The sequence below is a fragment of the Asticcacaulis aquihabitans genome (genome assembly GCF_032490435.1).
Taxonomy (GTDB): domain Bacteria; phylum Pseudomonadota; class Alphaproteobacteria; order Caulobacterales; family Caulobacteraceae; genus Asticcacaulis.
Map to the genome: position 1 here is coordinate 716,458 of NZ_JAVGWM010000001.1, position 25,923 is coordinate 742,380.

Below are 25,923 nucleotides of genomic sequence, written 5' to 3' on the forward strand. Positions count from 1 at the left end.
TCTATATTAATTGTCGAAAATGATACATTGCATCGATAATGAAACACCTCAGCCATAGCTACCCTTTGCCCGTGGGCGAGCGGAATCGGCGCTTCCCCCCCCCCGACCAATTCCATATCACGATGCCCAAATTCAGCAGGTCCTGTCCCTTAACTCGTTATTTGAAACAATATGACCGCATTCACGGTAATCACGCGCGCCTCCAAATCACCGTCTCATCTATCCCCAATAAACGGTAACGCTATCCTTGACTCCACCACCATAAAAGGAACAAAATAAGAACACGCCGGAAGGTCGCGCCAGAAATTCGCGCGAAAATTCGCGCGAAAATTCGCAGAGGAGATATCAGAATGACCACTGCCCCGATACACGCCGAAACACCCGCGGAACGCATATTCCCCCGACTTATGGCCGACCTGAATACCGCCACTGGACGGGGTATTCGCAGCTTGACGCTGTATCTGGCCGAAGCGGATTTCCGGCTCCTGTGCGAACGTGTCGGTCAGTCGCCGGACGCTTGGCGCCAGCAAAGGCTGGAACTGACAGACGGCGTACCGATCGTCATAAAGCCGCTCATGTTAAAAAGCGTTTTCATTGGCATCGACCGGAACGGCTATACCGCCCCCTTCCCCATCACCAGCGACGAAGCCTTTTCCCGCCAGGCTTAGAGCGTCAGGCCAAATCAGGCCTTGTCCATTTTCTGGTCCAGCTTGTCGAACACCCGCTCCAGCTTCTGACTAAGGCTGGCGCCCAACTGATCAATCTTGGCGTCGGTATGACGGCGGTATTCCTCGACCTGGGCCTGGGTGGCTTCATCAAAGCGCGCCAGAGCAGCCGTGGCGGTATTCAGCCGGTCGCTCAGATTGGCGATCTTTTCATTGGCCAGGTTGATCCGGCCTTCCTGACGCACCGCCCATATAACCGCGGCGGCAATGGTCAGAAGCCACGTCATGACCAGACCGAACGCATCGGCATCAAGCGCCATGACGCACTCTCCTTTGACACGGCATCAGGCGTGAAGCCCCGTGTCGTAGGTGGTAGGCTTGCCCGGCCGGAAACGGGCGGTCAGGGTCTGCATGCGCTGGCGCGGATCGAAACTGAGATGGACCCACGTCCCTTCGTGGATCAGTTGATCATAGCGGATACCGCTGTCGCGAATGGCTTCGGCGACGCGCAGCGGACTGCCAAAATCGGGGCTGGTGAAATCGACCGCATAACCTTGCGTATGGGCGGAACTGTCCGCCCCGCCGACGATGCGGTTAAGTTCCGGACCGCGATACCCGCTGGATACGAATATTGGCCGCCCCAGCAACCGCCGCACGGCATCCAGGCTGACCGCCGTGCTTTTCAACCGGTTGACGATTGCCGGCGGCGGCACATTGCTGATCGACCGACGCACCGCCGTGTCGGAATGAATCAATTCGTCCAGCGTGAAATAGTGAGCGCTCCACGTCATGGCTTGGTGTCCTCTTGGGTTGGTGTGGTGGATTCCAATGTCGCCGACAGGGTGGCGCGCCCGGCGCCGGCCTGGGCGGTCTGGAAATTGCCTTGCGAACTGCCCTGCCCCTGAGACGCGCCCCACCGGAAGCCGGCATAGCCGCCGACAATGGTGCCGAGCAACGTTCCAAGCAGACTGGCAATAATGGGCAAATTGTTTTGCGGCGGATCGAAGAACATCAGCGATCCGACCCCGCTGCCGATGATCAGCATGGCGCCGATGACGACAATGGCGTCTAGCGTGTCATAGGTACGGTTCATGGGAGACTTTCAGGCATAAAAAAGCCGCCCGGTGAAGGGCGGCGGTTGAAAATGGGATTTGGTCATGGCTGGAGATGCAATACTGTCAGATAGAGCTGGCAAGGAGCCAATAATCCAAAAGCACTTAAACGCCTCGATACGGAAACTAGTTAGGCAACATCTCAAGAACTTGGCTTGGCCGCTACCACGACATTTATCGTCAGAGGCTAAGACCAAGCAACCACCTAACGTCATGCAGTTGTAAACCTCGCACTGACTTGGGCCGCCTTACAGGCCGCTACGTCAACTTGTGGATTTGTTCAAGCCTAGCCACCTGCCCTTAATGAACGCTTTCACTTTTTCGGTATTCGCTTCGGTCGTCATCGAGAAAACGTACCCGTACAGACCTGCCAGAACAGGGACCCCGAAAACCAGTAGCCAACTGGACCAACTTGCCGCCATGCGGTGTTCGGGTACAATGAAGTTCAGCACAAACACAATCAATGGAAAGTGCACGGCATACAACGAATACGATGAAGACGCACCAAACCGAGCAACAGGTACCAACACCTTGGCAACGTTCAGTTTCGCGGCCAATGCGCAATAGAGAGCGAGAGCAAAAGAAATGCCAACCAACGAATTGGCAATGATTTTATGCTCGTCCAAAAGGTTGGCAACGCCCAGACTTATCACGAAAATGATCAGGCTTCCAAATACGTGAAGACTTGAGATTTTAAGGCTTAGCGCCTTCCTTTCAGCAAAGTAGTAAACCACGCCTCCGAGCAGCCAGATACCAAAAAGATGCAAGCCTGGAATGACGGCCAATAGTGCCAGTGTAGGAACTATCAGGTGGATTTTTTTTGACTTCCAAGCCAGCCAAAGCGCCGGGAAATACACATAATACCAGAACTCACAAGTTAGGCTCCAAAGTGCGCCATTCGATCCGAAGGTCTTCACCAGCCAACCCTGCAGAAAAATAACATTACCAAGGAAGGTTAATGGATCAAGAGACTGACTTACGGGTCGAGTTATAGAAACCGCACCCTGTATGCCATTGTAAAGCGCAGACGGAAAATACCTATCTCCGATGAAGTCAATTGCTCCCCCCAAAACCAGCGCAGGCAACAATACAACCCAAAGCCTGGACAACCTCGCCAGCATATAGTCGCCCCAAGAAAAGGCCTCTGCAGACCTGGTCACGCTACGAATGATCCAGAACCCCGAGATTACAAAAAACACGACAACTGCGTTTTCGCCCTGCGTAGTCGCCAAGCTAAGAACGCGATTGACAATCCCGGCAGATAGTGGTCGATCAATCACAATCTGCTGAATATGCGATATGACGACCGCAAAAGCCGCGATCGTTCGGACAATATCAATGAAGTCATATTTTGACTGGGTGTGCTGCATTCACCCAGTCTGATTTGAACATATGAAAATTCTACTTACGTTGTTACGCGACCTTAAGAATTGCCGCTGGGGTTGCAGCGCCGTAACGTGTGCTGACCCCGCCGAATGTTGCTGGCAAGCCTCCGCTATAGGTTTGGCTAGCGGTCTGAACATAGCCCGAGGGAGCAGAGCCAGAGACATACAGAACATTGTAAGCAGAGCCTGCGCCTATTAGATACGCCGTCTCCACGTATCCATTGCCAATCCCCCGTATTCCGGGCGCCCCATCAAATAGCGTGACCGCCCAATAGACACCGGCAACCAAAGTCTGGTTCGACGAAAGCGCGACTTCAACAGCGTCTGCCGTTATTCCCGTATTAAATGCCGTAGGCGCCTCGAACAATTTATTTCCTGGCTTTCCGGCGTTGTCCGAGTAGATACCGACTAGGCCATGCGTGGAAGCTACACCGCTTGAGACTGAAAGAACCAGAGCCGCGATGGTCATATCTTTTTCGATAAGAACCGGCGATGCATATAACGTGTTTGCGGCCACTGTGTATGCAGTGTCCTGACGAACCGTGCGAAGTGCCGGGTAATAGTAGCCGGAGACGTACCCGTGTCTCCTGTTGGGAAACGTCCCACCACTTGACCCAATGCAAGGATCATCAAAAGAGGCTACGCCACCAGTGACGCCGACATCTTTAGAGGCCGCGCTTCCTAGTGCTGGCTTGCCGGAAAGATCGGCATAAACCCCACTAAACAAGGTGGGTTTACCACTTAAGTCCGCGTAGTTCCCGCCGAAAAGTGTTGGTTTATTGTTAAGGTCGGCGTAGGAGCCAGACTTCGCTACCGGTTTAAGTGAGGCGTCCAATGCCCCCCCCTGCCGCCTGAATGTCTGCGCTGTTGAGTACGCGTGGTTCGACCATGATGTTCTCCTTAAGTATACTGTGGCGTGACGCTCATATTTCTGAGGTAAAGGCCCTGCCCCTTAATGCCGATACCGCGCGTATAGGAGTTAGAAGTGACACCTGACACAATGGCGGTTTGGCCGGCCGCAATGCTTTGCTGTTTTACGACTTCGTCGTATTGCTGGAACAGGATGCAATTAATAGCAGCACCGGTTGGGTTATAGACCTCGACTGACTGTATCCAGGCGTCATATGGAGTGGACACGACACCGGCATTCCAGTTGCAGCGGTAAGTCGCATTGTCATTGACTTTGCGGTAACCATCAGCCTGATCGGTAAATGTACCGCCCGTCCAAGGGGGCACGACGAAGTTGGCCTGATCAGCCTTCAACTGCTCCGGCCTTGGGCCTTCAGGTCGGTCCTGAATGGTCAACTTGAGCAGCTTTGCAACGGTAGAGCCAGAGGCCGTATCCGTCGCTCGGACTAGAATTTCATAGACGTTATCTGTGTTGGCGTCGATTGGCGCTTCGAAGTTAAGGGCATCACGCGTAAGCAGACCGCCGGAGGTCAATGAGAATAGTGCGTTATCCGCACCGCCGCTTTCCAATGCCCAGGTACAGGTTGAATTCGCGGCAAGTTGATACGACACAGCGCGGTCTTCGCCCATAGCCAGAGTCGCTGACGTCGTGATTTTGGGCGGAAACATAGATGCAGCCGGGTCAGGCGTCTTCTTGCCGTTGGCCCACGGCTTAGCGTCCGTTTGATCGAGCAATGTCACCTGAGAAAGCGGGTAGTAACGGTAGCCATACACAAGCATATCGCCGCTGCCTTGGTCATAGGCCTCGTCCACGGTCGGGGTGGCTACAGCCACATCCAAAACCGGATGAAATAGCTTGGTATCTGTTGTCTTCGGCGGCTTCAGAATATGTTGGAACTGGCAGATTTCGATGCCATCAATGAAGATCGTGATATAATCAGCACCCACATGACATTGGCTTTTGTGGATCTCGCGGTTCAGATTGATGCCCGCATCGAAGCCCATGTACTTGAGCAAGGTGCCCATGCCCTTGGCAAGTTTACGATCCCCGCCAAACGGTCCCGCATGAAGCGTCGTAGACGTTTGCTGAGCCGTATCCCATGCGCCATAAACGCCGTTGAAATGCTCAAAAACGTCAATTTCCGGTGGCCAAACGGTGGCATGGGTTGTTGGATTTACTCCCATCATCCAGTGCGCAGACCAGGCATACGTGCGGTCAGGAGAGACGAATTCCAATTCCCACACGCCCGTTTCATTGCACAGCGCGTCGATAGTCTGTCCCGAAAGCCAGGAGCCCTGATACTGCCAGAAATTTGTCGTCGAATTACCCGACATGTCGATTTGGTTTTTCGGCGCGCCCGAATACCTCTTGGTATGCATACGAACATAAGGGCGCCCAGCACTGTCGGTGCCTTTAATGTGTGCGTCCGTGCCCGGATAGGTCACTTCGTTGGCGTACAGGCCCTTTTCATTGGCGTTCGCGGGACCATCACCATATTGCAGACTCGTGCGCCAGCAGGCGCCAACACTCGGCTTAACGCCAAGACGCGACCAAGCGAAATTTGCCATATCTTCGTCATAGGACGGCGCACCCAATTGGAGTTTGAGCGGTCTACGGTGGAATGGCAACGTACCGGGAAGGACGTTAGGCACTGACGGGACATCCACAACGTTTACGAAGAAAGCATTGCCCGCTTCAGCCCCAACAAAGCCCGAAGAACCCAAAGTTCCAGCGACTGAAACTTGGAACTTCCAACCAGTGATGCTGTTAGCATTGGTACCTGCTAACGGGATAGAAACATAGCAATCAAGATCGTCACCAGGATTCCACATCGCCATGTACGGAAGCGTCGATTGCAGTAAATTGTAATTAAAACCAACCTGGGGTCCATTAGCGATTCTGAAGAACAGGCGCACAGTACGCCAAGGCTGCCGATCAAGAGTGAACTTGATATGCGCATACGTCGTACCAGGGGCGATTTCCGTTTGACTGATGATCACATTGGGATCGACCGCGATATCCCAAGGGTAGCTGGGTGGGGTGACAATCGGGTCAACGATCTGAAGAACTTCATTCAGCCGGGCTCGAATCGAGCCGAAGGTTTCACCATTGCCAAAACGTGCAATTGTCATGCGTCGTCACTCCATAGTTGAGTATCGTCCCAAATGGACAGGTCATTCCAGCCGCTGGTAACCGGCGGCAATTCGTAAATCAGCGGTGCATTATCAGTTGGCGCCCGCAATGGAGCAAAATCCAGTGGCCCGAGTAAGGCGTTGAGGACAGGTGCCTCGATGTAGAAAATCGGCAGTGGATCACGCAATTGACCCGCCACATCCATATATGCCCCCGGCACAATGCGCGCCCCAACTGGATCGCGCGGCAAACCGCCGGCATCAACATAGACACCGGAAACAATATTGACGCCTATAGCTCCGGTTTTGGCGTCCGAAAAAAACCATGATGCCAACGGCGTCGCGTTTATCCGTGCTGCCACCCCGTCCATCGCCAGCTGCGCCGTGGCGGTCTGACCGGCATCGCTCATAATGTCGTAAAGGGTGGCAATCGCCGCCTCGCCATGGCCCGCAGCAACAGCCCGCACGTCGCCCAGAGACGCATCGCCCGATCCAGTGCTGAGCCCAGCGTTGTTTCGCTTTACGCCCCTGGCCATGGTGTTTGCATTTCCGTTAAATCAGGTGGGCTGGTAGCCTGAAGAGCAATAAAAAGCCCGCGCCAATCACGGCTGCGGGCTGTTCTTTTCAATGTGTGGGCGTTCATCTCCGACCCTGCATATTTGTCTCATTTTTCGAACGTTCCGTCAATCGAAAAATAGAACATACCGTGAACTTTTTTCAATCCACCTATACCGCCCCACCTGTGGGGCGGGGGATCGACGCGCGCCAGCGCGTTGGTGGTGGGGGCCTTAAGGCCGCAACCACTCGCCCTGCTTCAGCATGAATACATCAATAGCATCGATCCGTTCGACGCGGATTTACCGTCCCGGATAACCAAGGACGTGCGTTAGCCCCGCCCCCGCACCATGCTTAATACGGCCAAGGAGATACCGCACCCAATGACAAGTCCCCGATGTGCCTCCCCCCCCAACCCTGCCGAATACCGCGCGGTGCATCCGCTTCCGGTCCGACCTGATCAACCTCGACCATACGACCGAAGCGTCGCGGCCTGACCGCTAACCGGGTCTCATGGCGAAGTCCATCCCCACTTTCCAAAACGGAAACTTACCACTTGACAATATGGAAAGTCACTATACTTTCCAAACTGGAAAGTGAGCCCGCCATGCCCGAACACCCCACCTCCCCCGAAGATGCCCTGCGTGCCATCCAAACCGCCCGTGTCGCCGCAGCCGACGCGTTTTCCCGCCATAGCTGGCGCTATGACCTGGTCTACGCGCTCCTAGCCGCCAGCATGGTGGCAAGTGAAGCCCTGCCTAATGGGATAAGCCTTCTGGGCATCGGTATCTGCGTGCTGTGCCTTGGCTGGCTGGCGCGCGCATGGGCCGGTCAGCACGGCATGTGGATCCGCCCCCTGACGCCGAAAAAGGCACGCTGGGTCGCCATCGGCATTGCCGCCTGTATCGCACTGCTGATGCTGGTATCCGTCGCCGCCACACGAAACGGACACGCCGATTTCGCCCTCATGCTGGCGCCCGCCGGCTTCGTCATCGCCCTGGCCGGATCACGCCTGTGGCGGCACGTCCATCGCCGCGAAATGACGCCCGTCCCATGATGCAAAGCCCCATATTCGACCCGGTCATCCACCCTCCCGGACGGTTACAGATCTGCGCCATCCTGTCATCGGTCGATACGGCCGAATTCGCCACCCTGCGCGATACCATCAGCGTTTCCGATTCCGTGATGTCGAAACATATCAGGCTGCTGGAAGACGCAGGCTACGTCGCCATTCGCAAAACCGCGCGCGACGGCCGCTCCCGAACATGGCTATCCCTGACCTCTGCTGGCCGCACCGCCTTCGCCGCCCACGTCGCCGAGCTGAATCGCCTGGCGGCCTCCGCACCCCTCACCTGACAGGTAGAAGGCCCCTCACGCCACATCCATCATCGCCCCGACCAGACCGCGACTCGTCCGATGCAAGGCCTCGGCCATAACCGTTTGCGACATGGCGACCTGCCCCAGAATCCACGGCGTCAGCAAAGCCAGTTGCGCGGCGGCAACCTGCGCCGCCAGCAACCCCAGCGGAAGCGCCACCGGACCGCTTGTTTCCGCCAGCCGCACCAATCGCCCTTCGATATGCCGAGTCAGCACTGCCAACATGACGTCTCGCGCCGGCAAGTGAAACAGCATCCGCGCCAGCGCCTGCCTATCGCGAAAATGCCGTAACCACATCCCCAGATGGCTCGGCACATCGCGCGCCCCGATCACGGACGCCAGAGCGGCCATCGGCTCAGCCAGACTATCGCTCAGCAGGTCGGACTTGGTGCGAAAATGCTCATACAGCGTCGAACGCCCCACATTGGCGCGCGCCGCCACGGCGGCAACGGTCACCGCCGGATAGTTGCGTTCGAACACCAATTCGATAAAGGCCTTACGGATCGCCTGACGCGTCTTGCCCTGGCGGCGATCTAACGGTTCCTCAGCAGACATATACGCCCTTTTGTCCAGTATTGGACAAATACCATACCGTGTTTGGAGGCACGGCGCATCCCCTTTGCTACTGTCCGCCAACCACCACGCCAAAGAGCCCCTCATGCCCGCCATACTTGACCAGCGCCCCTTCCTGGCGACACAGAATTTCCGCCGCTCAATCGACTTTTACACCCGCCTGGGCTGGACCTCCGTCTATCAGGACGCCGACCTGGCCCTGATGGAACTGGGCGCTTCCCATCTGTTCCTGCAAAACGCCTTCGTCGAAACCTGGGCCCACAACACCATGCTCCACCTGATCGTCGATGACGCTCAGGCCTGGTACGAAACCGCCCTTCGGGTAAAAACCGAAGGCGGCTTCGACGAAGTGAAGGTCAGCCCGCCGCGCCGCGAAGCCTATGGCGCCTTAGCCACCCACGTCATCGACCCGGCGGGTATCCTGCTCTTTTTCGCCCAAATGGACTAGGCGGACTAAAACCCAGTCGCCCCACTCAGCGCCAAGCGAAAAGAAACGAACGGGGCCTGCTCGCCACACATCACGTCCAGCCGACGGCCCGCTCGAACGTGTTATTCACCTTATGCCTGACTTGCTCCAGCCCTATCGGATCGTAAGCTATAGCTTTCAAATTGCGGTCTGTGATGGAGACATTTTCCGCCACAAGGCGATAGGAAACGCCTGCCCCCGTGCGGCCAGCTTTTTCCTCGATGAGCCTATCCGTCCGCTTCAGCACAAAGGTCACGGCATCCATTAAGGCGCCCCTTGCAACGGTTTGGTACCATTCCATGTTTTGCGGCGCTTCCATATTCCGGGAGGTCAAAACCAACCGGACCGCGCGCCGGTCGTCGGCCAGCCAAACAAGAACATGGCTGTCCGAGTAAACCTGCACCAAAGAGCAGCCGAATTCGGCTTCCAACTCCGCCTGTATCAACACGCCATCCTACCCGCTCGTCAACCGGGCTTCCAGCAGATCAGCCTCCCGCACCAGCTTGCGCATCGTCTCATCGGATAGGGCGCGCGACCGGCTGAGGCTATAAAACGTCTCCCGCTCAGCCCGAATCCCGGTCAGCCGCAGCCGCCGCTCCGCCTCCTCCAACCGCTTGAGCCGCGCCCCTTCTGCCCCGCTCAGATGCTGGCCGTCGATCCGCCGGCGATACAGATCGACCACCCGCACCCCGGCCTCGCCATAAAGCTCGCCTTCGCGTCCGCCAACCGCCATTGCCTTCTGGAAATGCTCTATGGCTGCAATGGCGGCCTCGGCGGCGGCGGCCCGCGCCGCATCCTCCTCGGCCTGGGCCTGCGGTTCCGGCGGCAATTCCAGCCCCTTCAGCAGGAACGGCAACCCCACACTGGCCAGCACCAGCGACACCACAATCACCGCCGCCGACAGGAATATGACCAAGTTGCGCACCGGAAACGCCGTCCCATCGGGCAGCAGGAACGGAATAGTCAAAACACCGGCCAAGGTAATAGCCCCGCGCACCCCGGCCAGGGACGTCGCCGCGACAAGCCTCAGGCTGGGTCGCCGCACAGCCACCCCCTTGCGCGCCGCCCGGAACAGCGTGAATCGCAACGCCACCCACACCCACACAAACCGCAACGCAATCAGCGCCAAATTGATGGCGACGACATAGCCAACCAACCATAACGGATCGCTATGCCCGGTCAGCCGCACCACATTGGCCGCCCGCGCCGCAATGCTCGGTAACTGCTCGCCCAGCAAGACGAAGATAATGCCATTGGCCGTATATTGGATTGTGTCCCACACCGCGTTTCGCCGCACACGCGTTTCAGCCATGACCTGCCCGGTCTGCTCGGCATAGCTCATGGTGATGCCCGCCGCCACCGCCGCCAGAATGCCCGAACAATGCGCCTCTTCGGCCAGCAGATAGGCCCCGAACGGGATAAGCAGGCTGATAACCACCTGCGCTCCGGTATCTTCACCGATGCGGCGCGAAATCATCCCCTTGACCCGCGTAATGACCCAGGTAACGGCCACCCCGATGCCGATCCCGCCCGCCGCCACCCACAGGAAGGTGCCGAACGCATCGACCAGCGAAAAACTGCCCGTCAGCACGGCTGCGACCGCGAACCGCATGCACACCAGGCCGGACGCGTCGTTAAGCAGCGCCTCCCCTTCTAGAATATGCATCAACCGCTTGGGGATAGGCACGCGCGTCGCAATCGCCGATACCGCAATCGGGTCGGTCGGCGACAAAATGGCGGCCAAGGCGAACGCCACGCCCAACGGCATTTCCGGAATCATCCACCGGATCAGCAGCCCCACGCCCAGCACAGTCATCACGACAAGCCCAAGCGCCAGCTGCAGGATCGTCCCCTTGTCGCGGAACAACCCCTCCTTGGGGATCTTCCACCCGTCGTAAAACAGCAGCGGTGGCAGGAACAAAAGGAAGAAAACGTCGGGCTTTAGATCGACCGCCGCTCCGGTCGTCACCGCGATAAGCGCCCCCAGACCGATCTGGACCAAAGGCGTCGGCACCGACACCGGCGACAGCCGCGACAACCATCCGCTGGCCACAACCGCGACCATCAGAAACAAGGACAGAGTTACGCTTTCCATGCCGAATCTATAGCCCGCGCCGCGCCGGGCAAGCAACCACGAAAAGCCAAGCACGAAGGCTGTTTTACCGTCCTGTTGGCGTACAGGCGACACCGCTAAGATCATAGGCCGCCTGCGTATCGCGCCGCACCGCGCGGCACGTACCGCCGGCTTTCACGATATCGAACAAGACCGGCATGGCCATCGAATGGGTTTCATAAGGTCCCGGCGGCGGCGGCAAAACGCTCACCGTCTGCGTCTGCGCCGACGCACCGGGCCCCAGCTCGACATGCGCCCGCCGCAAAGCCTTGGCCAGAACCGCCGTCACCGCCGCCCGCGTTTGCGCATCGTCCATATTGACCGTCGCCGGCTCAGACGACCCGGCGGCCGCCACGCTCTGGCACCCGCCCATAAGCGCACCCGCAATCGCCACAGCAATAACTGGCAATGACCGGTTCACTGGCGCCCCCTACCGTATGTGGGTCATGTCGCGATTGGTTTCCATGATAAAGCGTACCGGCGGAGACAAGGCGGGCGAAGACACCCGTGTCCCGCTCGTGCTGGCGCCCGATTTCGCCACTATGGTCGACACCGCCGGACAGGTGCCCGCCGTACCGTACCCTAAGGCCGCACTCAAAAGCCCTTCGGCGCTGTCGCCTAATTCGCGGCTGTAATCGTCCGCCACCGCGCAGCCCGGCACCTTGACGCCGTTGACTTCGGTGGAGTTGGCCGGCACGAACCCGTCAGCATAGTCGCCGAACCCGATATCGTTCACGCCCTGGAACTGAATGCTGTAATAGGTCGTTCCGCAATTGTCCTGCGGGTAGAAACCATACGGCTTGCCGCACGTCTTGCTGCCGATCTGGATCACCTGCACGCCCGCCCCGCGCAAACCGTTGATGACGGCCTCGCTGGCGCTGCACGTCGATCCGGTTGTCAGCACGAATACCCGCCCGAGGTTAAGTGTGGGCAGCGCCGTCCCCGCCGTCACGCTGAACCCCTGCCCGCTGTTATAGAAAGGCACCGGCGAATTGGTCTCGCCCGTCACCGGATTGCGCGTCCCCGCGGCAGCGTTGAAACTCAGCCGCTCGAACGTCCGCCCGGTGGTGCGCGTATTGCCCGCCACCATGTAGCCAAGCTCCGACGCGACGGCCAAAAGCCCCCCGCCATTATAGCGCAGATCAAGCACCAGATCGCTCACATTGGCGTCGCGCAAGGTCGAAATCGCGGACACCAGATCGCTTTCGCTCGAATACGGGCTGAACGTGTTGAACAGGATATAGCCCACCTTGTTCCCCGACCCGTCGGTCAGCACTTTCGTCCGGTTGACCGGCTTGGACACCAGGTTCTGCGACGTCAGCGTAATGGTCCGCGTAACCGAACTGCCCGGATCGCGCACAACAAAGGTATTGGTGGTCCCCGCCGTCGGCGGGAAAAGCCCCTGGTTCAACTGATCGACCTGCGCCTGCGTCGTCCCGCCATTGACCAGGTCTATCCCGTTGACGCTCAATATCTGCGTCCCGCGGATAAGGTTTTTCTGGCCGCCAACCACATTGTCCGCCGGCGTGCCGGGGTCGGTAAAGGCCACGCGCACATCGCGCGGCACCGTGCCGGAAATGACGGTGAAGGTCGCGCCATAACTGGCGGTCGCCGCCGAATTACGCTGTGCCAGGTAATCCGCCGTCGGCTGGCTGAAATGGAAATTGTCCTTGTCCTTGCCCGAAGCCGTCTTGGCCTGGGTCTTCAATATCCCGAAATAATCGAGGACCGCACCGGGCAGGCCGGGGTCCGTATCGTAGACTTCGGTGTTCCATAGATAGGTCTCGTGCGTCCACGACCGCAACCAGTTCTTTTCGTCGCTCAGCGTCCCCGCCTTGTCGGTGAAGGCATTGCCCTCGCTGTCAACGCCCGATCGCGGGCTCTGGCACTTGTCCTTGAACTGGCTGGCCGCCTGAAACACCCCGGAAATCCAGCCCGACGCGCTGCCGCCCGAACCGCCACCACCGCCGCCGGAACTCCCGCCCGAAGACGGAACGGACGTCCCCCCGCCACCGCCGCCACCGCATGACACCAGCATCGCCGTAGCGACCACGAGCGCGAGCGCCCCCGCGATATTTTTGAACCCTGTTTTCATCATAAACCGAAGATGATCACGATTATCCGTCGCCCGCAAGAGGGGCGTTATCACACCGCACCCGGATCGCGATTATTTTTGTTTGCTCGGCAAGACCGCCGGCAGCGCAAGACTTGCGTCACTCTTTATTTTCGCCTGTCCGCCCTAAGCGGCCTGTCATTGATAGTGATATAAAACAACGCGCTGAGTGGCAAAACGGTCGAAAGGTAGCCGCACGTGACGCCCCGCATAGCTGTCGTCGCCATTTAGTCGTCTTGTCGAAGCCCAGATTCCGTTGAGGTATTCCCCCTCGTCTATGGCTTCAATTCCGTCAGACCCGTGTCCATCGGCCGGCGCGAACGTAAAGGTCACGCCACGCCCCGCCACAAGATATGTGTCCGGCCCCAACATTAAGACCATCGCCCCGCGATTTTCCGGCTCATGCTCTTCCTGCGGCGTCCAGGGATCTACAAAATGGGCGGTAATCACGTGCTTTCCCATAGTCATTTTCTGGGACGATAAATCCGGCTTGCCGTCAAAAGATATAACGGGCCTAAAGCCGGCGATTTTGTCCGTGCCTTGCCGCTCCGTAATGAGGGGAGCAATGCCGTCGATCATGCCATAAAGCGCGCCTATCTCCTTGGCACCTGCATCGTCGACATTGTCGATGGCAAAGGGGCTGTAGCCGATCGCCTCGTAAGCGCCAAACGCCACCAGAGCGTTCGCTGGCCCGTCTTTTGCCCCTGCCCAATTGGCTTCAGGAACGAAAAGGGCGTTTATCCGCTTGTAGCGCGCTGCCCAATCCGTGAAATTCAAAGCGTAAATGTCCGGCGTCAGAAGATCGACTGACGGTGCGTTCTTGCGCCATATCTGAGCAACATCCGGCAGGGGCGCGCCGGACGGATAATCCTGCCCCGCTCTGGCATCCGGTCTCGGTAGCGATGCGTTGACATAAAGCGGCAGCGGATAGTTGCGTTTCCCGGCGCGGGCAACATCTTCAATGTATTTGGAAAAACCGTCCGCCATGAAAGCCGAAGCGGCAAGATCGCCGTAGACAGACGTCCAGTCTCCTCCGGCATCGGGTGACTTGCCGGGAACCGACTTGTTCCACGCGCTTTCTGCCTCCTTTGAGTAGTCACGCGCGTCCGGCACCATTCCAAGTTCATTTTCTACCTGCACCATAATACAGGTCCGCGCCGTGTCTGAGACGGCGAGATGTGCCATTAAGGCCGCGAATGCGCGGGCATCCGCATCGGCATTGGCTTGCGAGAAGGGAGTAAGCAGTTCCAAAGCGCGTCCATCCTGTGTGCGCGCCCGCGGAAAGCGGATATAGTCGCGCTTAACCCACGCCGGTACGTAAGACGATTGGCTGTTTTTCCAACTGCCAAACCACAATATGACGATGCGGAGGTCAGCGGCGCGGGCATCAGCCAGAAGCCCATCAACAAGCCTAAAATCAAACTGGCCCTCATTCGGCTCGATCAACTCCCAACTGACGGGCATGAGTACCGTATTCAGGTGCATGGCACGCAACCGCTCCCAGCGCGGCGCCATGAACGCCCGGCTGCCAGAGCTGGAATTGCTGATCTCACCGCCCAGAATCAAAAAGGGCTTGCCGTCTACGATCAGTTGACGTCCGTTAAACGACGGAATCGCCGGCTGCGCATGTGCTGCGCTTATGGAACCCCAAACCCCCTCAATGGCAACCATCGCCAGTAAAAGGCTGACCGCGAAGCCAATCCGTCGCAAGGCGCCTCGACGGTCGACTCTCACCGCGCTATTTTGATTTATTGTCAATCGTCGCTCCCTTTAACGCCAAATCGTTTGCGCCCCTTGCTTATGTCTGGGCTTATGTCTGGCGCAAGAAACGTTACGCGAGCAACATAGTCATCGCGCCAGGCTTTGATTGATTATTTGCATATATGAAAGATGTTCTCAAACAAGAAAGTGGCGCCCTGGCCGATTGCGTCGCGCCAGCGAACGCTGGCGGATCGTATCTTAGGCCGTCGCCGTCAACCGCCTCCCCTTCCCGTAAATTCCCGTCATAGCTACGACTAAAAATGGCCAAACATTACGGTTGCACTGGTGTGCATCTCTGACATCACTATAGCCGCCGACAACCTGGAGGGCGGGGAATGCGCGTCTACTTTTGGATTCTGTGCCTGATGCTGGCCGCCGCACCGCGACCGTCTGCGGCGCAATCGGCCGAACCAAGCCACCACGTCACTTGCGCAGGCCGCCACGCCGCCTGGCAGTCCGGATTCGACCCGCAGCCCGGCGCTGACCTGAGCGGTAAAATAATATCGCTGCCACCGGGCACACAAACCCATATCTTCACCTGCCGCGTCGGCGCTCACATGGTCGTCATGAAATATGCCAATATGGGCTCGCCCCAGTACCACTGCGGCGGCACCACCGATGGATGGATCAACGTCTGGGTTGACGGCACGCCGGTGGTGACCCGGCGTCAATGGGGCGACTATGACAATTGCATGGGGGGCGAAGATGAGGCGAACGCCCACATCGTCAACCGCATTCTGATCAACAATCGCCTCCGCATTACCCTTTGCGAACAGATCGCGGAATATTCCCGAGACAAGCCATTTGCCCCCTCCGAACGCGTGCCCGGCCAAACCGTACGCATGGTCACGTCCGGCGGCAAAACAACCTATATCCGCTCAACCGCGCAACACTGTGTGCTCACGCCTATCACAATTGACCCAAGGGCAGCGCCCGTGAGGATGAAACGCACGCCGCCCGGTCTTCGGCTTGCGCTCAGCCGTGCGCCTGTCTGTACCGCCATCGGTCGGCATCTCGTCTATTTCCCCGATGCGCGCGGCCGCGACCGAAGCCTGTGGGCGTACCGCTTCCGGCCGGTCGAAGACTATGTGCCATCGCCACGCGATTTAGGTCAGGATGGCGGACTCGGCGAAAAAGTCTTCTCTCTAGACATCGACAATGACGGCGTCCCCGATCACCTGATCCGCCACATCTTCGTCAGTGACACCGTCCCCAACCAATATAGTTGGATCAGCGGTAAAACCGGAAAACGCCACGACATCACCGGCAAAGGCCTCGACGACTCGCAATTCTACGCCATGCCCGGGAATTGGCCGAACCCGGTCCTGAGCACGTTGCATTTCATCCGTTGGCACGGCCAAACCTACCTGTATGTGACCATGGTCGACCAACAGGACGCCTTGCCAGGCACGCTTGCAGCCTATGAACGAGGGGTCGGCGCTGCCTCAGGAACCGCCTTTTCCGGCCGCGGCATATCCCGGCGAATTTTCGCGATAAAATCTGACGGAAGCGCCGTCAATCTCTGCAACTGGACCCCGCGCAAACGACCGGAAGAGTTCTTGTAGCAAAAGCCTACCGCCTGATTGATCCAGGTTGTGACGCATTCGGGTTCCATAATATCCCCCAGCTCTCGCATATTCCGCCAAATGCGGCACATATCTGAGTGAGGTCGGCCTGCGTTTTCATCACGAAGTCATAGGTAAGAAGCGACCGCACTTGAACCCGCACGTAACCTTCCTCCACCGACACGGTTGCCGAAGGGAACGCGTTGGCCAAAACCGCCATTATTGAGGCGTCGGGCGGCCACCTTTCGAAATCGATATTGAAGTCGATTGCAACCTCACGGTCGAAGGTGAATCCGCCCCGTTGAAGGCGTCTCATGACATCGCCATCGGCGTCGTTTGGCCAATCTATTGTGCTCCCCCAACCTCTTTGTGACCCTATACTACCTGATAGCAGGCAAACCACCTAAAATTCCAGGAGCACTTCAAACAAACATTGCATCGGGCGTCCGCTTTTGCTTTCCTTCACGGACCAAAAAGTGGAGGGGTTCTGATGCGCTCGATGATCGCTGCAACCGTGCTGGCCGGCACTCTGGCGCTTACGCCTCAGGCCTATGCCGAGGTCCAGTTCAAGGTCGAGGTGCCCGCCACGGCCGGTGCGCCGCAAAGCGGCCGTCTGCTGATCTTCGCCACCAAGGCCAAGCCGGGAGAGCCCGCACCGACCGAGGTCGACACCTCCCCCTTCGAACCCACCGGCACGGCCATCGCCGCGCGCGAGATCAACGCCGCCGCACCGGGTCAGACGGTCGTGGTCGATGCCGACACCGACGCCTTTCCCTCGGCCTTTTCCGACCTCCCGCCGGGTCAATACTATGTTCAGGCCGTGCTCGATCGCAATCACGACTATAATTACGGCGGGCGCGGCGCGGGTGACCGGGTCTCGCCCGTGGTCACGGCCAATCTGCCCGGCGATGCGCCGGTCCTCACCCTCAGCGACCTTGTGCCCGAACGCAGCGAGGAAGACAGGCTGAAACGACTACCGCCCGATCAGGCCCAGGCCCTGCGCGCCGGCCTGGCCAGCGTCCATGCGGTCGATTTCATCAGCCCCGCCCTGTCGGCTTTCCGCGGCACACCCACCCATATTCGCGGCTGGGTCGCCCTGCCGCCCGGCTACCCGAAGGCGGGCCAGACCTATCCGACGGTCTATACGACCAGCGGCTTCGGCGCGACCCTGGCCAGCCAGAAGTCCACCGCCGCCCGCATGACGACCATGATGGCGTCGGGCGACATGCCGCCAATGATCTGGGTCTTCCTCGACCAGAGCCTGCCGACCGGTGCACACGAATTCGCCGACTCGGTCAATAACGGCCCTTGGGGCACCGCCCTGACCACTGAATTGATCCCTTGGATCGAAACCCAGTACGCAATGGATGCCAAACCGTCCTCGCGCTTCCTGACCGGCCATTCGTCCGGCGGCTGGACCAGCCTGTGGTTACAGGTGCGCTATCCGACCGTATTCGGTGGCACATGGCCGACCTCACCCGACTCCAGCGACTTCTCCGACTTCACCAATGCCGATCTCTACCGTCCCGACGCCAATGTTTATACCGATGCGGATGGCAAGCCCGTGCCTCTGGTGCGCGACCACGGCAAAGTATTGGCGACGTTCAAGGATTTCGCACGGCTGGAACAGGCACTCGGTCCCTACGGCGGTCAGATGGCTTCGTTCGACTGGGTGTTCTCGCCCAAGGGCGCGGATGGCAAGCCGGTACCCATGTTCGACCGTGCCACGGGCAAGGTCGATCCGGCCGTCGCCGCCTACTGGCGTGCACATTGGGACATTGCCCAGATCCTCGCGCGCGACTGGCCACGCCTGAAACCCGATCTCGACGGCAAGATCCATCTCTATGTCGGCACGGCGGACACCTTCTATCTTGACGGCGCAGCGCACAAACTCAAGGCGGTGTTCGACGGTCTGGGCGCGCACGAAGACTTCACCTTCGTACCGGACAAGACCCATTTCGATCTCTATGCCAACGGCAATGACCGCACGGCCCTGCTGAAAACCATTGCCTGGCAGATGTATCTCACCGCCCGTCCAAACGCGAAGCGCCCCTGACGCGTCCTCGATGGAGCGCCTAACGCCTTAAGCCCCTTTCAATGCCATTTACTATTCCCCTTCCGCCGACGCCGGTGCTCGAAACGCAGCGCCTGATTTTGCGGCCGCTGCGTCTCGAAGACGCGCCCTGGGTGCAGACCCATTTCGCCCATTGGGACATTGTGCGGCATCTGCTGGCAAAGGTGCCCTGGCCCTATCCGGAGGATGGCGCGGAAACGAACATCCGCGACTGCCTCGACAGGCGTAATCGCGGCGAAGCCCTATACTGGGCCCTGACGTTCAAAGGCGGCAATGACGAACTCATTGGGCGGATCGATCTGCGTCCCGATAACGGCGACAAAGAGATGCGCGGCTTTTGGCTGGCAAGAGAGCATTGGGGCCAGGGACTGATGACCGAAGCCGCCGAGGCGGTCACCGCTTATGCCTTCACCACATTGAATTGGCCGCACATCTACGTCACCAATGCCAGCACAAACCTGGGTTCGCACCGCATAAAGGAAAAGCAGGGCTTCGAACTCGTAGATACGGTAGCCGGAGCGTTCGTCGAAGGCGCCGCGACAAAGGCGGTCTGGATTCTAACGGCGGACAGGTGGCGCAAAGCTCACCCATAGCCAGTCTCCACCCAGCCGGTTACGGCTTATCCACAACGGCAGCCTGACACTCTGTACAACTGTCGGCCAATTGGCCTGAAATGCAAATACACTATGGGATAAACGCGCTTAGGTTGATAGTTGGTAAAAAGAGTTTAGTATGCCGGTTATGGGATACCTGTCGGGCATCCTTTTAAAGCTGGATTTTGAGCCGTTCATTTTGGGGGAAAACGATGGTTGTAAATAGTCGCGCCTGGCCGATAGCCGTCTTAGCATTTACCATGGTGAGCAGCCATGCCTATGCATTTTCAGAGCAGTCTTATCTTTATGATGCGCTAGGGCGCGTAATCCTGAGCTCATCATCAAACGGTTCGCAAAACGGCTACGCTTACGACGCTGCCGGGAACCGCACCGTTGTCAACAAAACATCGTGGTCAACACCGACGGCACCGGATTCGCTGCAACCCGGTCAGGCCTTGATGGTCAATACGCAACTGACCTCAGGCAATGGTCGATACGTCTTAGCCCTACAAAGGGACGGTAATTTAGTCATCTACGGGCAAAGCGGCGCCCTCTGGACCGCCAATACATGGTCGCATCCATCGGCGGTCTTAGTTATGCAAGGGGACGGCAATCTCGTAATTTACGGGCCTGTAGGCGAAGTCATATGGAATTCGGGAACTTATGGTCATCCTGGCGCAGCCCTCTATATGCAAGGAGACGGCAATTTGGTCATTTACGACCAGGGTGGGCCCATTTGGACTTCCGGCACGGCCTGCGGAATATGCTAACCTAAGCGTGATTAGAAATCGCGACATTAAAGGTATCACGCGCCCGCCCGCTACGGCTTATCCGCAACGGCGGCCTGACACTCGTTATCGCTATCGCGGTCGCGCATCTGGGTGACCCAGACGGGTTCGATATAGCGCCCACCATCGCGGAAGCCCGGTGCGCACCCTTCAGGCGTGTCGGCATTGGCGCGGCCTCGGCCGGTCATGTCAAGCGACAGGCCAAACGATTGCGACGTGCCCCCGCGCCGGGCCATACGATAACCGTCACGCCCGTATCCGCCATAGCCATACCCGCCATAACCGTAACCGTCATAGCCGTATCCGTAATAGCCACCGTTCTTGCCGTAATCGGTTTGGCTGACAGCTATGCCCAAAAGCCCGGTTTCACCGACCGGAATGACCGAAGTGACATAGGCGCTGCGGTATCCGCCCGTGCCGATGCTGACGCCCGCCGATCCGTGAATCTGGCTGAGGCCCGTCTTGTCGCCGTTCGGCACGCGGGCGCCCGATGACGTGCCCGAAGAATTGACAGCGTCCGCACCGCTGCGGTCAATACGTGGCGCGGCCGCCAAGCGGGCGATAACCTGATCCTGCGTGCTGGCGGGTTTTGCGGTGGTGGCAGCCTTGGCATCGGCGTCCGCCTTGGCTTTCGCCACCTCGGCTTCGGTCGGCAACTTGGCCGGGCGGGAAGCGGCCACAACCACCTCATCGTCAGCCGCCATGGCTGCGTCAAACGACGCACCGCCGATAACGGCCGTTACGGCAAACGCGAGCGCGATACGGGATACAGACATGAACACACCTCCGACGCGACACCCTGAACCGCATCTGCAACCAAATTATGGCCGGAATGTATCTTAGGGGCCAAGTGGCCTATCGCGCAAGTCGCCTATCGGGCAGACCGGGCACTTTCGATAAGCCGCGTCACCTCGCTGCCCAACCGGTCCGCCTGTGTCCCCAGCGTTCCCGATGCATTGAGCACGAAGCGCGACGCGTTCGATGTTTCCTGCGCCGCCTGCGACACGCCGGTGATATTGCGCGTCACGTCGCCTGCGCCGGTCGCCACCTGCTGGATATTGACCGATATTTCCTGCGTCGCGCCGCTCTGTTCCTGCACCGCCCCGGCTATGGCCGCGCACACCTGGCTAAGCGAAGATATGATGGCGCTGATCTCATTGATCGCATCGACCGCTTCCGACGTCGATTTCTGGATCCCGGTGATCTGGGCGCTGATGGTCTGGGTCGCTCGGCTGGTTTCGTTGGCCAACGACTTGACCTCCGTGGCCACCACGGCAAAGCCCTTGCCCTGCTCGCCTGCCCGCGCCGCCTCAATGGTGGCATTAAGTGCCAACAGATTGGTCTGGCCGGCAATATTGTTGATGATATTGACCACTTCGCCGACATTCTGCGCCGCCCCGGTCAGCTCCTGCATCCGCGAAGACGTGCGCTCGGCATTCTGGGTCGCCGTGCCGGCAATCTGCATGGCGTCGTTCACCTGACGCGAAATTTCCGAAATCGATGCCACCAGCTCTTCCGCCGCCGCCGCGACTGTCTGGGCATTGACCGAAGCTTCTTCCGACGCCGCCGACACCGCCATGGACTGGCTGCTCACCTGGGTCGATATGCTCGACAACCCGGTCGCCGTTTCATTAAGCCCCTTGGCACTGCCCGACACTTCGGCCAGGATCGACGATACCGACCCTTCGAAACCAACGATCTGCTCGATGATCTGGTTGCGCTGACGCCGCCCGGCATCCAGATAGACGGCGATGGCATAGTCCATGTCCATCAATGTCGCCCGCGTTACCGCCTGCTGCAACCGAAGCGTCTCCTCGGTGGTCGATTTACCAAACATACCCTTGGGCGCGCGACGCGCGATGCTGGCCAGTAGGGAATTGAGCAGGAAGTTATAGCCGCCGATATACCATTTAGGCTCAAGCCCGATGCGGTTATGCACTTCACCGATGGTCGTAACCGAGGCCACGTAGGCGTCGTCGAAATGACCGGTTAACAGCACGCCCCAATGCTCGATCTGCTTCTGCTTGGCGTGCTCCATGTGACGGCGATCGCGGAAGAACCGGCGCGCATCCTCAAACCGTTCGACATGATCATAGAAGCTGTTGAGCGCATCCGGCAGCAGACTGAGGATATAGGTACGATGATCACGCAAGGTTTGGCGGACGTCATCGCCGATAGCGTGAAAAGCGCGGCGTTCGGACGCAGCGTCCATCTGTGTGTGTGTCATGCGTAGCTCCAACCATATCAGGCGCCCAAACGCCTGCCCCGTTTTGCGACAGAGTGCGTCTCTTTTGTAAATTTACTCTTAAACGCGAATTTCGGCGTGTTCGCCTTTGAATACCGACGACTATAAGTCGAATAGCGTTAACAGATTTCCCGTGGTATCGTGCGACCATGCGCCACATCGTCAAAAAACCGCTAAGCCTTGCCCTGTCACTGTGCGGCCTAACCTTGTGCGGTATGGTTGTGGCGCCCTCTGGCGCAATCGCTGCGTCCCCCATTACGCTGCAAAGCGGCACCGCCACCTATTCGGTCGATCCGGCCACTCTGCAAATCGACGCCCACCCAAAAGGGAAGGGGCCGAACAATGATTCGGTCGTCGCCGTCATGCCGCCCCTGCACGCCGCCGAATCGGCCACCCCCGAACGGGACGGCGCGGGCTGGCGCTGGACCGATGCCGAAGGCCGCCTGATCACCCTGTCCACCGAAGGCGACGCCCTGCGCCTGACCGTTACCGTCACGGGCAATACCCGCCTCGTCTGGCCTCTGCCCGCCGCCACCGACGGCACCTGGCTGATCCCCGATGGCGAAGGCATGGCCTATCGCGCCGACGATCCATTCTGGCGCGCCGCGTACAAAACCCAGCGCTGCCTGGGCGGCACCACCCTCCTCTCCTTTCCGGCCTGGAGCTATCTCACCCGCACGCGCACCGTCACCTACGCGCTGGGCGACGGTCTTGCCTCAAAACTGTGCCTGCTCGACGCGGACGGCTTGCAAACGCGCCTCAGCCACGACTTCTCCGACGGCGCCGGCACGCTGGAGCTCCTGTTCACCCTCGGCGCCCCCGACCCCCTGGCCCCGGCGCATTTCTACCGCCAGCTGATGATCGATCGCCATCAACACACGACCTTCGCCGACAAGGCCGTGCCCGATCTGCCCCGCCTGTTCGGCGCGCCCCAAGCCTATGTCTGGGGCGATGGCCGCGACCTGGCCTTTCTCGACGACCTGAAAACCCTCGGCATCGACCGCATTGTCCTGAGCTACGACCAGAACCCGCGCGAAAACAAGCAACTGGTCGGCCCTGCCTACCTGAAACGGGCAGCGGCCATGGGCTATCTGGCCGGCCCTTACGACGCCTTCGACAACGGCCAGCCGCCCGCCACCGCCGATGCGCCGTCTGCCATCTGGAGCGACGATCTCTATCCGTCCGGCTGCATCATTACCGCCGATGGCAAGCCAAAGGTCGGTTTCGCCAATCGCGGCTGCTACATGTCCAGCGAAGCCATCGCCCGCCACCCCGGCCCGTCGGTGCCCGGTGCGCGCTACGCCGGCCATATCGCCGACGGCGCAAATCAGGTCTTTATCGATGTCGATGCCTTCGGCGACTTCTTCGCCGATTTCAGCCCCGATCACCCCATGACCCAGGCCCAGGACCGCGCCCACCGCCTGACGCGCCTGAAGCAAGGTATCGACACCTATCACCTGGTGCTCGGCTCCGAAAACGTCACCGCCTGGAGCAGCGGCGTCGCCCACTATTCACACGGCACCGCCCAAACCCACGCCATCGCCATTTGGCCGCTACTCAGTGACAAACGCTTCGGCGGCTGGTGGCCCGGCGAACGCCCGCCCCTCTTCTTCACCCCCTTTACCCCAACCGCCGACGAAGCCCATTCCCTGTTCGGCCCCGCCAACCGCCTGCCCCTGTTCGAAGCCGTCTTTCACGACAGCGTGGTCGCCGCCGATCGCTGGGAATTCGGCCTGATGAAGGTCAAGGGCGAAGAACGCCACCGCTTCGCCCGCGCCCTGCTCTACGGCACGCCCACCATGTGGAATCTCGACCGGCGCGAACTGGCGCGCGTCGCCCCGTGGCTCAAGGCAGCCGAGGATGACTTCCGCACCGCCCATGGCGTCGGAACGCCCGTCGCCTTGACCGGTTTCGACTGGCTGACACCCGACCGGCTGGTGCAACAAACCACCTATGCCGACGGCCGCGTCCTCACCGCCAATTTCGGCGACACGCCCTGGCAAGGCCTGGCCCCGGACTGCGTGCGCGTGGCGCGACCGAAAACCCCGCCCATCGACCTGTGCCCGCCCGCCGATCCGCCCGCATTTAAATAGTTCCCTTTTTCACCGCCCCTATCTATGGTTTCTGCGGGAAACAGGGGAAACAGCCCCGGGGGAAACACCATGAAAACAGCCTTAGCCTGCGTCGCCCTGGCGCTACTCTCCGCTCCGGCCTGGGCTGACGACGCTTCCGGCGAGCCAGCGGTGGACCGCGCTGCCGCTCTGAACCTGGGGCCAAAACTTACCGGCGAAATCGAAGCCGCCCTAAGCCGCCCGCTCACCGACCTCTACCGGGCGGCCGAAGGCGGCGCGGTGCATGACAAATGGATCTATGCCCTGGCCTTGTCCGCCGACCGCCACACCCTCGATCCCCTGCCCGCCAATCAACGCGACCTGTACCTGAACTATAGCCAACGCGTCGACACGGCACGGACCGCCTATCAGAAAAAGCACAAGAAGGCCGACACATCGACCATGCCCATGGACGCCTTCGTCACTCCGACCGACCAGGAGGTCTTCGCCGTCCGTCTCGTCGATCATATCAACAATCCGGCGGTCTGGCTGACGCCGGTGCGCGCCGCGCCGGCGGACGTAGCGCCCGAGGTCCTGACCCAAAGCCTGCGCTGCATCGAGATAGTGAAATCACGCGTCGAAGGTGACGACATGATGGAACAACTCCTCGGCGCCGCGCTCACCACGGGCGACAAGGGTGATGCAACATCGGCCAAGGACTTCACCAGCCTTACTGCGGCCCTGAAAGGCACAGAAAAATCCGACATAGATCTTGATGACGAAGCCCTGTGCGGCGGCACGGAAGCCTATGAACGCGACCGTGCCCTGATGAAAGCCATCTACACGCCGAAATTTCACATCACCGTGTCGAAGAAGAAATAGCCCGCAAAGCCGAATTGAAATCTTATGTCCACACTGTGCCCTCTGCTGAAACAGCACGAGGTACGGATGTCGGCCATACGCCTTGAAACAGATATCGCAACGGCCAAGAGCAGCGGAAGATCCGTCGATGCCCTCGACATCCTGATCGCCCGCGTCGCCGCTGGCGAACGGCTGGCCCTGACCGGGATTTATCACCTCATGGCGGGCAAGATGATGGCACTTCTGCTGGACGTCACCCAAGACCGCGCCGCCGCCGAAGGCGTCATAGCGGCCATCTTCGTGGCGATCTGGCGACGGGCAGAAGACTTCCATACCTTTCCGGGCACAGCGTCTGACTGGCTGTTTTCGATCCTGCGCGACGAAGCCGTCACCGCATTGGGGTCGCTCGACGCCCTGTTGCCGCCGCACCCGCGGCTAAGGCACTGATGTTCGTTTTCGACCGGCTCCGAGCTTATTATTCGCGAAAACTGCGATTAACATCACAACAAAAACCGCCGCGCGCACCGCGTAACAATGCGACAACTGATTGATAAAAGGATATTTTTATTTAATCAGGAATCATC

At 59.2% G+C, this 25,923-nt stretch carries 27 protein-coding genes; 11 read left to right on the forward strand and 16 right to left on the reverse strand.

What is annotated here, in order from left to right; translation table 11 throughout:
- Positions 1 to 350: 350 nt before the first annotated feature.
- Entirely contained in the window at positions 351 to 668 is a 318-nt protein-coding gene (locus tag RCJ00_RS03490) for a hypothetical protein (RefSeq protein WP_316220296.1), read from the forward strand.
- Between the two features lie 14 nt (positions 669 to 682).
- Here RCJ00_RS03490 and RCJ00_RS03495 read toward each other — a convergent pair whose 3' ends face one another.
- The 7 genes from RCJ00_RS03495 to RCJ00_RS03525 form a co-directional block, all read right to left on the reverse strand.
- Positions 683 to 985: a hypothetical protein gene (locus tag RCJ00_RS03495; RefSeq protein ID WP_316220297.1), complete on the reverse strand. Its 303-nt coding sequence runs from the start codon at positions 983 to 985 to the stop codon at positions 683 to 685.
- Between the two features lie 24 nt (positions 986 to 1,009).
- A complete protein-coding gene (locus tag RCJ00_RS03500) occupies positions 1,010 to 1,456 on the reverse strand; it encodes a D-Ala-D-Ala carboxypeptidase family metallohydrolase (protein ID WP_316220298.1) in 447 nt (148 codons plus the stop codon).
- Positions 1,453 to 1,758 carry a hypothetical protein gene (locus RCJ00_RS03505; RefSeq protein ID WP_316220299.1) on the reverse strand — a complete coding sequence of 102 codons (306 nt, stop codon included), beginning with the start codon at positions 1,756 to 1,758 and terminating at the stop codon, positions 1,453 to 1,455. Before RCJ00_RS03505 ends, RCJ00_RS03500 begins: the two co-directional genes overlap by 4 nt.
- A 282-nt stretch (positions 1,759 to 2,040) precedes the next feature.
- Positions 2,041 to 3,147: an acyltransferase family protein gene (locus RCJ00_RS03510; protein ID WP_316220300.1), complete on the reverse strand. Its 1,107-nt coding sequence runs from the start codon at positions 3,145 to 3,147 to the stop codon at positions 2,041 to 2,043.
- Positions 3,148 to 3,190: 43 nt separating this feature from the next.
- On the reverse strand, positions 3,191 to 3,997 hold the full coding sequence (locus RCJ00_RS03515; protein WP_316220301.1) for a hypothetical protein: 807 nt from the start codon (positions 3,995 to 3,997) through the stop codon (positions 3,191 to 3,193).
- A 65-nt stretch (positions 3,998 to 4,062) separates the two neighbouring features.
- Positions 4,063 to 6,204 (reverse strand): LamG domain-containing protein, encoded by a 2,142-nt coding sequence (locus tag RCJ00_RS03520; RefSeq protein ID WP_316220302.1) that lies wholly within the window; start codon positions 6,202 to 6,204, stop codon positions 4,063 to 4,065.
- Complete coding sequence (locus RCJ00_RS03525; RefSeq protein ID WP_316220303.1) at positions 6,201 to 6,740, reverse strand: hypothetical protein; 540 nt, start codon at positions 6,738 to 6,740, stop codon at positions 6,201 to 6,203. Before RCJ00_RS03525 ends, RCJ00_RS03520 begins: the two co-directional genes overlap by 4 nt.
- Before the next feature lie 626 nt (positions 6,741 to 7,366).
- On the opposite strand from RCJ00_RS03525, the gene RCJ00_RS03530 reads away from it, so the two are divergent.
- Complete coding sequence (locus RCJ00_RS03530) at positions 7,367 to 7,816, forward strand: hypothetical protein (RefSeq protein WP_316220304.1); 450 nt, start codon at positions 7,367 to 7,369, stop codon at positions 7,814 to 7,816.
- Positions 7,813 to 8,115, forward strand: coding sequence for a winged helix-turn-helix domain-containing protein (locus RCJ00_RS03535; RefSeq protein WP_316220305.1), 303 nt, complete (start codon positions 7,813 to 7,815; stop codon positions 8,113 to 8,115). The genes RCJ00_RS03530 and RCJ00_RS03535 overlap by 4 nt, the downstream gene beginning before the upstream one ends.
- Positions 8,116 to 8,130: 15 nt before the next feature.
- On the opposite strand, the gene RCJ00_RS03540 is transcribed toward RCJ00_RS03535, so the two are convergent.
- Positions 8,131 to 8,691 (reverse strand): TetR family transcriptional regulator, encoded by a 561-nt coding sequence (locus tag RCJ00_RS03540; RefSeq protein ID WP_316220306.1) that lies wholly within the window; start codon positions 8,689 to 8,691, stop codon positions 8,131 to 8,133.
- Between the two features lie 103 nt (positions 8,692 to 8,794).
- Between RCJ00_RS03540 and RCJ00_RS03545 the strand changes: the two genes are divergently transcribed.
- Positions 8,795 to 9,157, forward strand: coding sequence for a VOC family protein (locus RCJ00_RS03545; protein WP_316220307.1), 363 nt, complete (start codon positions 8,795 to 8,797; stop codon positions 9,155 to 9,157).
- A 70-nt stretch (positions 9,158 to 9,227) separates the two neighbouring features.
- Here the strand turns inward: RCJ00_RS03545 and RCJ00_RS03550 are convergent, their stop codons facing one another.
- From RCJ00_RS03550 to RCJ00_RS03570, 5 genes are all read right to left on the reverse strand, one after another.
- Entirely contained in the window at positions 9,228 to 9,605 is a 378-nt protein-coding gene (locus tag RCJ00_RS03550; protein WP_316220308.1) for a hypothetical protein, read from the reverse strand.
- Between the two features lie 24 nt (positions 9,606 to 9,629).
- Positions 9,630 to 11,363: a Na+/H+ antiporter gene (locus tag RCJ00_RS03555; RefSeq protein ID WP_316220309.1), complete on the reverse strand. Its 1,734-nt coding sequence runs from the start codon at positions 11,361 to 11,363 to the stop codon at positions 9,630 to 9,632.
- A complete protein-coding gene (locus RCJ00_RS03560; protein ID WP_316220310.1) occupies positions 11,335 to 11,709 on the reverse strand; it encodes a hypothetical protein in 375 nt (124 codons plus the stop codon). Before RCJ00_RS03560 ends, RCJ00_RS03555 begins: the two co-directional genes overlap by 29 nt.
- A gap of 9 nt (positions 11,710 to 11,718) precedes the next feature.
- Positions 11,719 to 13,386: a S41 family peptidase gene (locus RCJ00_RS03565; protein WP_316220311.1), complete on the reverse strand. Its 1,668-nt coding sequence runs from the start codon at positions 13,384 to 13,386 to the stop codon at positions 11,719 to 11,721.
- 153 nt (positions 13,387 to 13,539) lie between these two features.
- Positions 13,540 to 15,159, reverse strand: coding sequence for a DUF5597 domain-containing protein (locus tag RCJ00_RS03570; protein WP_316220313.1), 1,620 nt, complete (start codon positions 15,157 to 15,159; stop codon positions 13,540 to 13,542).
- A gap of 338 nt (positions 15,160 to 15,497) precedes the next feature.
- On the opposite strand from RCJ00_RS03570, the gene RCJ00_RS03575 reads away from it, so the two are divergent.
- Entirely contained in the window at positions 15,498 to 16,727 is a 1,230-nt protein-coding gene (locus RCJ00_RS03575) for a hypothetical protein (RefSeq protein WP_316220315.1), read from the forward strand.
- A gap of 7 nt (positions 16,728 to 16,734) precedes the next feature.
- Here RCJ00_RS03575 and RCJ00_RS20640 read toward each other — a convergent pair whose 3' ends face one another.
- Entirely contained in the window at positions 16,735 to 17,130 is a 396-nt protein-coding gene (locus RCJ00_RS20640) for a ribonuclease E inhibitor RraB (protein ID WP_411267518.1), read from the reverse strand.
- A gap of 87 nt (positions 17,131 to 17,217) precedes the next feature.
- Between RCJ00_RS20640 and RCJ00_RS03580 the strand changes: the two genes are divergently transcribed.
- The 3 genes from RCJ00_RS03580 to RCJ00_RS03590 all read left to right on the forward strand — a co-directional run bounded on the left by RCJ00_RS03580 (position 17,218) and on the right by RCJ00_RS03590 (position 20,164).
- On the forward strand, positions 17,218 to 18,783 hold the full coding sequence (locus tag RCJ00_RS03580) for an alpha/beta hydrolase (protein WP_316220316.1): 1,566 nt from the start codon (positions 17,218 to 17,220) through the stop codon (positions 18,781 to 18,783).
- Positions 18,784 to 18,824: 41 nt separating this feature from the next.
- The gene (locus RCJ00_RS03585) at positions 18,825 to 19,394 is read left to right on the forward strand and encodes a GNAT family N-acetyltransferase (RefSeq protein ID WP_316220317.1); all 570 of its coding nucleotides are present in this window, start codon (positions 18,825 to 18,827) and stop codon (positions 19,392 to 19,394) included.
- A 212-nt stretch (positions 19,395 to 19,606) separates the two neighbouring features.
- Positions 19,607 to 20,164, forward strand: a complete 558-nt coding sequence (locus RCJ00_RS03590; RefSeq protein ID WP_316220318.1) for a hypothetical protein — start codon at positions 19,607 to 19,609, stop codon at positions 20,162 to 20,164.
- A 50-nt stretch (positions 20,165 to 20,214) separates the two neighbouring features.
- Here RCJ00_RS03590 and RCJ00_RS03595 read toward each other — a convergent pair whose 3' ends face one another.
- Positions 20,215 to 20,958, reverse strand: a complete 744-nt coding sequence (locus RCJ00_RS03595; RefSeq protein ID WP_316220319.1) for a hypothetical protein — start codon at positions 20,956 to 20,958, stop codon at positions 20,215 to 20,217.
- A 95-nt stretch (positions 20,959 to 21,053) separates the two neighbouring features.
- Positions 21,054 to 22,409: a protoglobin domain-containing protein gene (locus RCJ00_RS03600; protein ID WP_316220321.1), complete on the reverse strand. Its 1,356-nt coding sequence runs from the start codon at positions 22,407 to 22,409 to the stop codon at positions 21,054 to 21,056.
- Positions 22,410 to 22,576: 167 nt separating this feature from the next.
- Here RCJ00_RS03600 and RCJ00_RS03605 point away from each other — a divergent pair, with 167 nt between their 5' ends.
- The 3 genes from RCJ00_RS03605 to RCJ00_RS03615 all read left to right on the forward strand — a co-directional run bounded on the left by RCJ00_RS03605 (position 22,577) and on the right by RCJ00_RS03615 (position 25,786).
- Positions 22,577 to 24,520, forward strand: coding sequence for a glycoside hydrolase (locus RCJ00_RS03605; RefSeq protein WP_316220322.1), 1,944 nt, complete (start codon positions 22,577 to 22,579; stop codon positions 24,518 to 24,520).
- Positions 24,521 to 24,589: 69 nt separating this feature from the next.
- The gene (locus RCJ00_RS03610) at positions 24,590 to 25,360 is read left to right on the forward strand and encodes a hypothetical protein (RefSeq protein ID WP_316220323.1); all 771 of its coding nucleotides are present in this window, start codon (positions 24,590 to 24,592) and stop codon (positions 25,358 to 25,360) included.
- 24 nt (positions 25,361 to 25,384) lie between these two features.
- Complete coding sequence (locus tag RCJ00_RS03615) at positions 25,385 to 25,786, forward strand: hypothetical protein (protein WP_316220324.1); 402 nt, start codon at positions 25,385 to 25,387, stop codon at positions 25,784 to 25,786.
- Positions 25,787 to 25,923: the final 137 nt, after the last annotated feature.

Excerpts from the sequence above, each read along its gene's own strand:
- RCJ00_RS03490 (WP_316220296.1), top strand. The coding sequence starts at position 351 with ATGACCACTGCCCCGATACACGCCGAAACACCCGCGGAACGCATATTC.
- RCJ00_RS03495 (WP_316220297.1), bottom strand. The coding sequence starts at position 985 with ATGGCGCTTGATGCCGATGCGTTCGGTCTGGTCATGACGTGGCTTCTG.
- RCJ00_RS03500 (WP_316220298.1), bottom strand. The coding sequence starts at position 1,456 with ATGACGTGGAGCGCTCACTATTTCACGCTGGACGAATTGATTCATTCC.
- RCJ00_RS03505 (WP_316220299.1), bottom strand. The coding sequence starts at position 1,758 with ATGAACCGTACCTATGACACGCTAGACGCCATTGTCGTCATCGGCGCC.
- RCJ00_RS03510 (WP_316220300.1), bottom strand. The coding sequence starts at position 3,147 with ATGCAGCACACCCAGTCAAAATATGACTTCATTGATATTGTCCGAACG.
- RCJ00_RS03520 (WP_316220302.1), bottom strand. The coding sequence starts at position 6,204 with ATGACAATTGCACGTTTTGGCAATGGTGAAACCTTCGGCTCGATTCGA.
- RCJ00_RS03525 (WP_316220303.1), bottom strand. The coding sequence starts at position 6,740 with ATGGCCAGGGGCGTAAAGCGAAACAACGCTGGGCTCAGCACTGGATCG.
- RCJ00_RS03530 (WP_316220304.1), top strand. The coding sequence starts at position 7,367 with ATGCCCGAACACCCCACCTCCCCCGAAGATGCCCTGCGTGCCATCCAA.
- RCJ00_RS03535 (WP_316220305.1), top strand. The coding sequence starts at position 7,813 with ATGATGCAAAGCCCCATATTCGACCCGGTCATCCACCCTCCCGGACGG.
- RCJ00_RS03540 (WP_316220306.1), bottom strand. The coding sequence starts at position 8,691 with ATGTCTGCTGAGGAACCGTTAGATCGCCGCCAGGGCAAGACGCGTCAG.
- RCJ00_RS03545 (WP_316220307.1), top strand. The coding sequence starts at position 8,795 with ATGCCCGCCATACTTGACCAGCGCCCCTTCCTGGCGACACAGAATTTC.
- RCJ00_RS03565 (WP_316220311.1), bottom strand. The coding sequence starts at position 13,386 with ATGATGAAAACAGGGTTCAAAAATATCGCGGGGGCGCTCGCGCTCGTG.
- RCJ00_RS03575 (WP_316220315.1), top strand. The coding sequence starts at position 15,498 with ATGCGCGTCTACTTTTGGATTCTGTGCCTGATGCTGGCCGCCGCACCG.
- RCJ00_RS03580 (WP_316220316.1), top strand. The coding sequence starts at position 17,218 with ATGCGCTCGATGATCGCTGCAACCGTGCTGGCCGGCACTCTGGCGCTT.
- RCJ00_RS03585 (WP_316220317.1), top strand. The coding sequence starts at position 18,825 with ATGCCATTTACTATTCCCCTTCCGCCGACGCCGGTGCTCGAAACGCAG.
- RCJ00_RS03590 (WP_316220318.1), top strand. The coding sequence starts at position 19,607 with ATGGTTGTAAATAGTCGCGCCTGGCCGATAGCCGTCTTAGCATTTACC.
- RCJ00_RS03595 (WP_316220319.1), bottom strand. The coding sequence starts at position 20,958 with ATGTCTGTATCCCGTATCGCGCTCGCGTTTGCCGTAACGGCCGTTATC.
- RCJ00_RS03600 (WP_316220321.1), bottom strand. The coding sequence starts at position 22,409 with ATGACACACACACAGATGGACGCTGCGTCCGAACGCCGCGCTTTTCAC.
- RCJ00_RS03605 (WP_316220322.1), top strand. The coding sequence starts at position 22,577 with ATGCGCCACATCGTCAAAAAACCGCTAAGCCTTGCCCTGTCACTGTGC.
- RCJ00_RS03610 (WP_316220323.1), top strand. The coding sequence starts at position 24,590 with ATGAAAACAGCCTTAGCCTGCGTCGCCCTGGCGCTACTCTCCGCTCCG.
- RCJ00_RS03615 (WP_316220324.1), top strand. The coding sequence starts at position 25,385 with ATGTCCACACTGTGCCCTCTGCTGAAACAGCACGAGGTACGGATGTCG.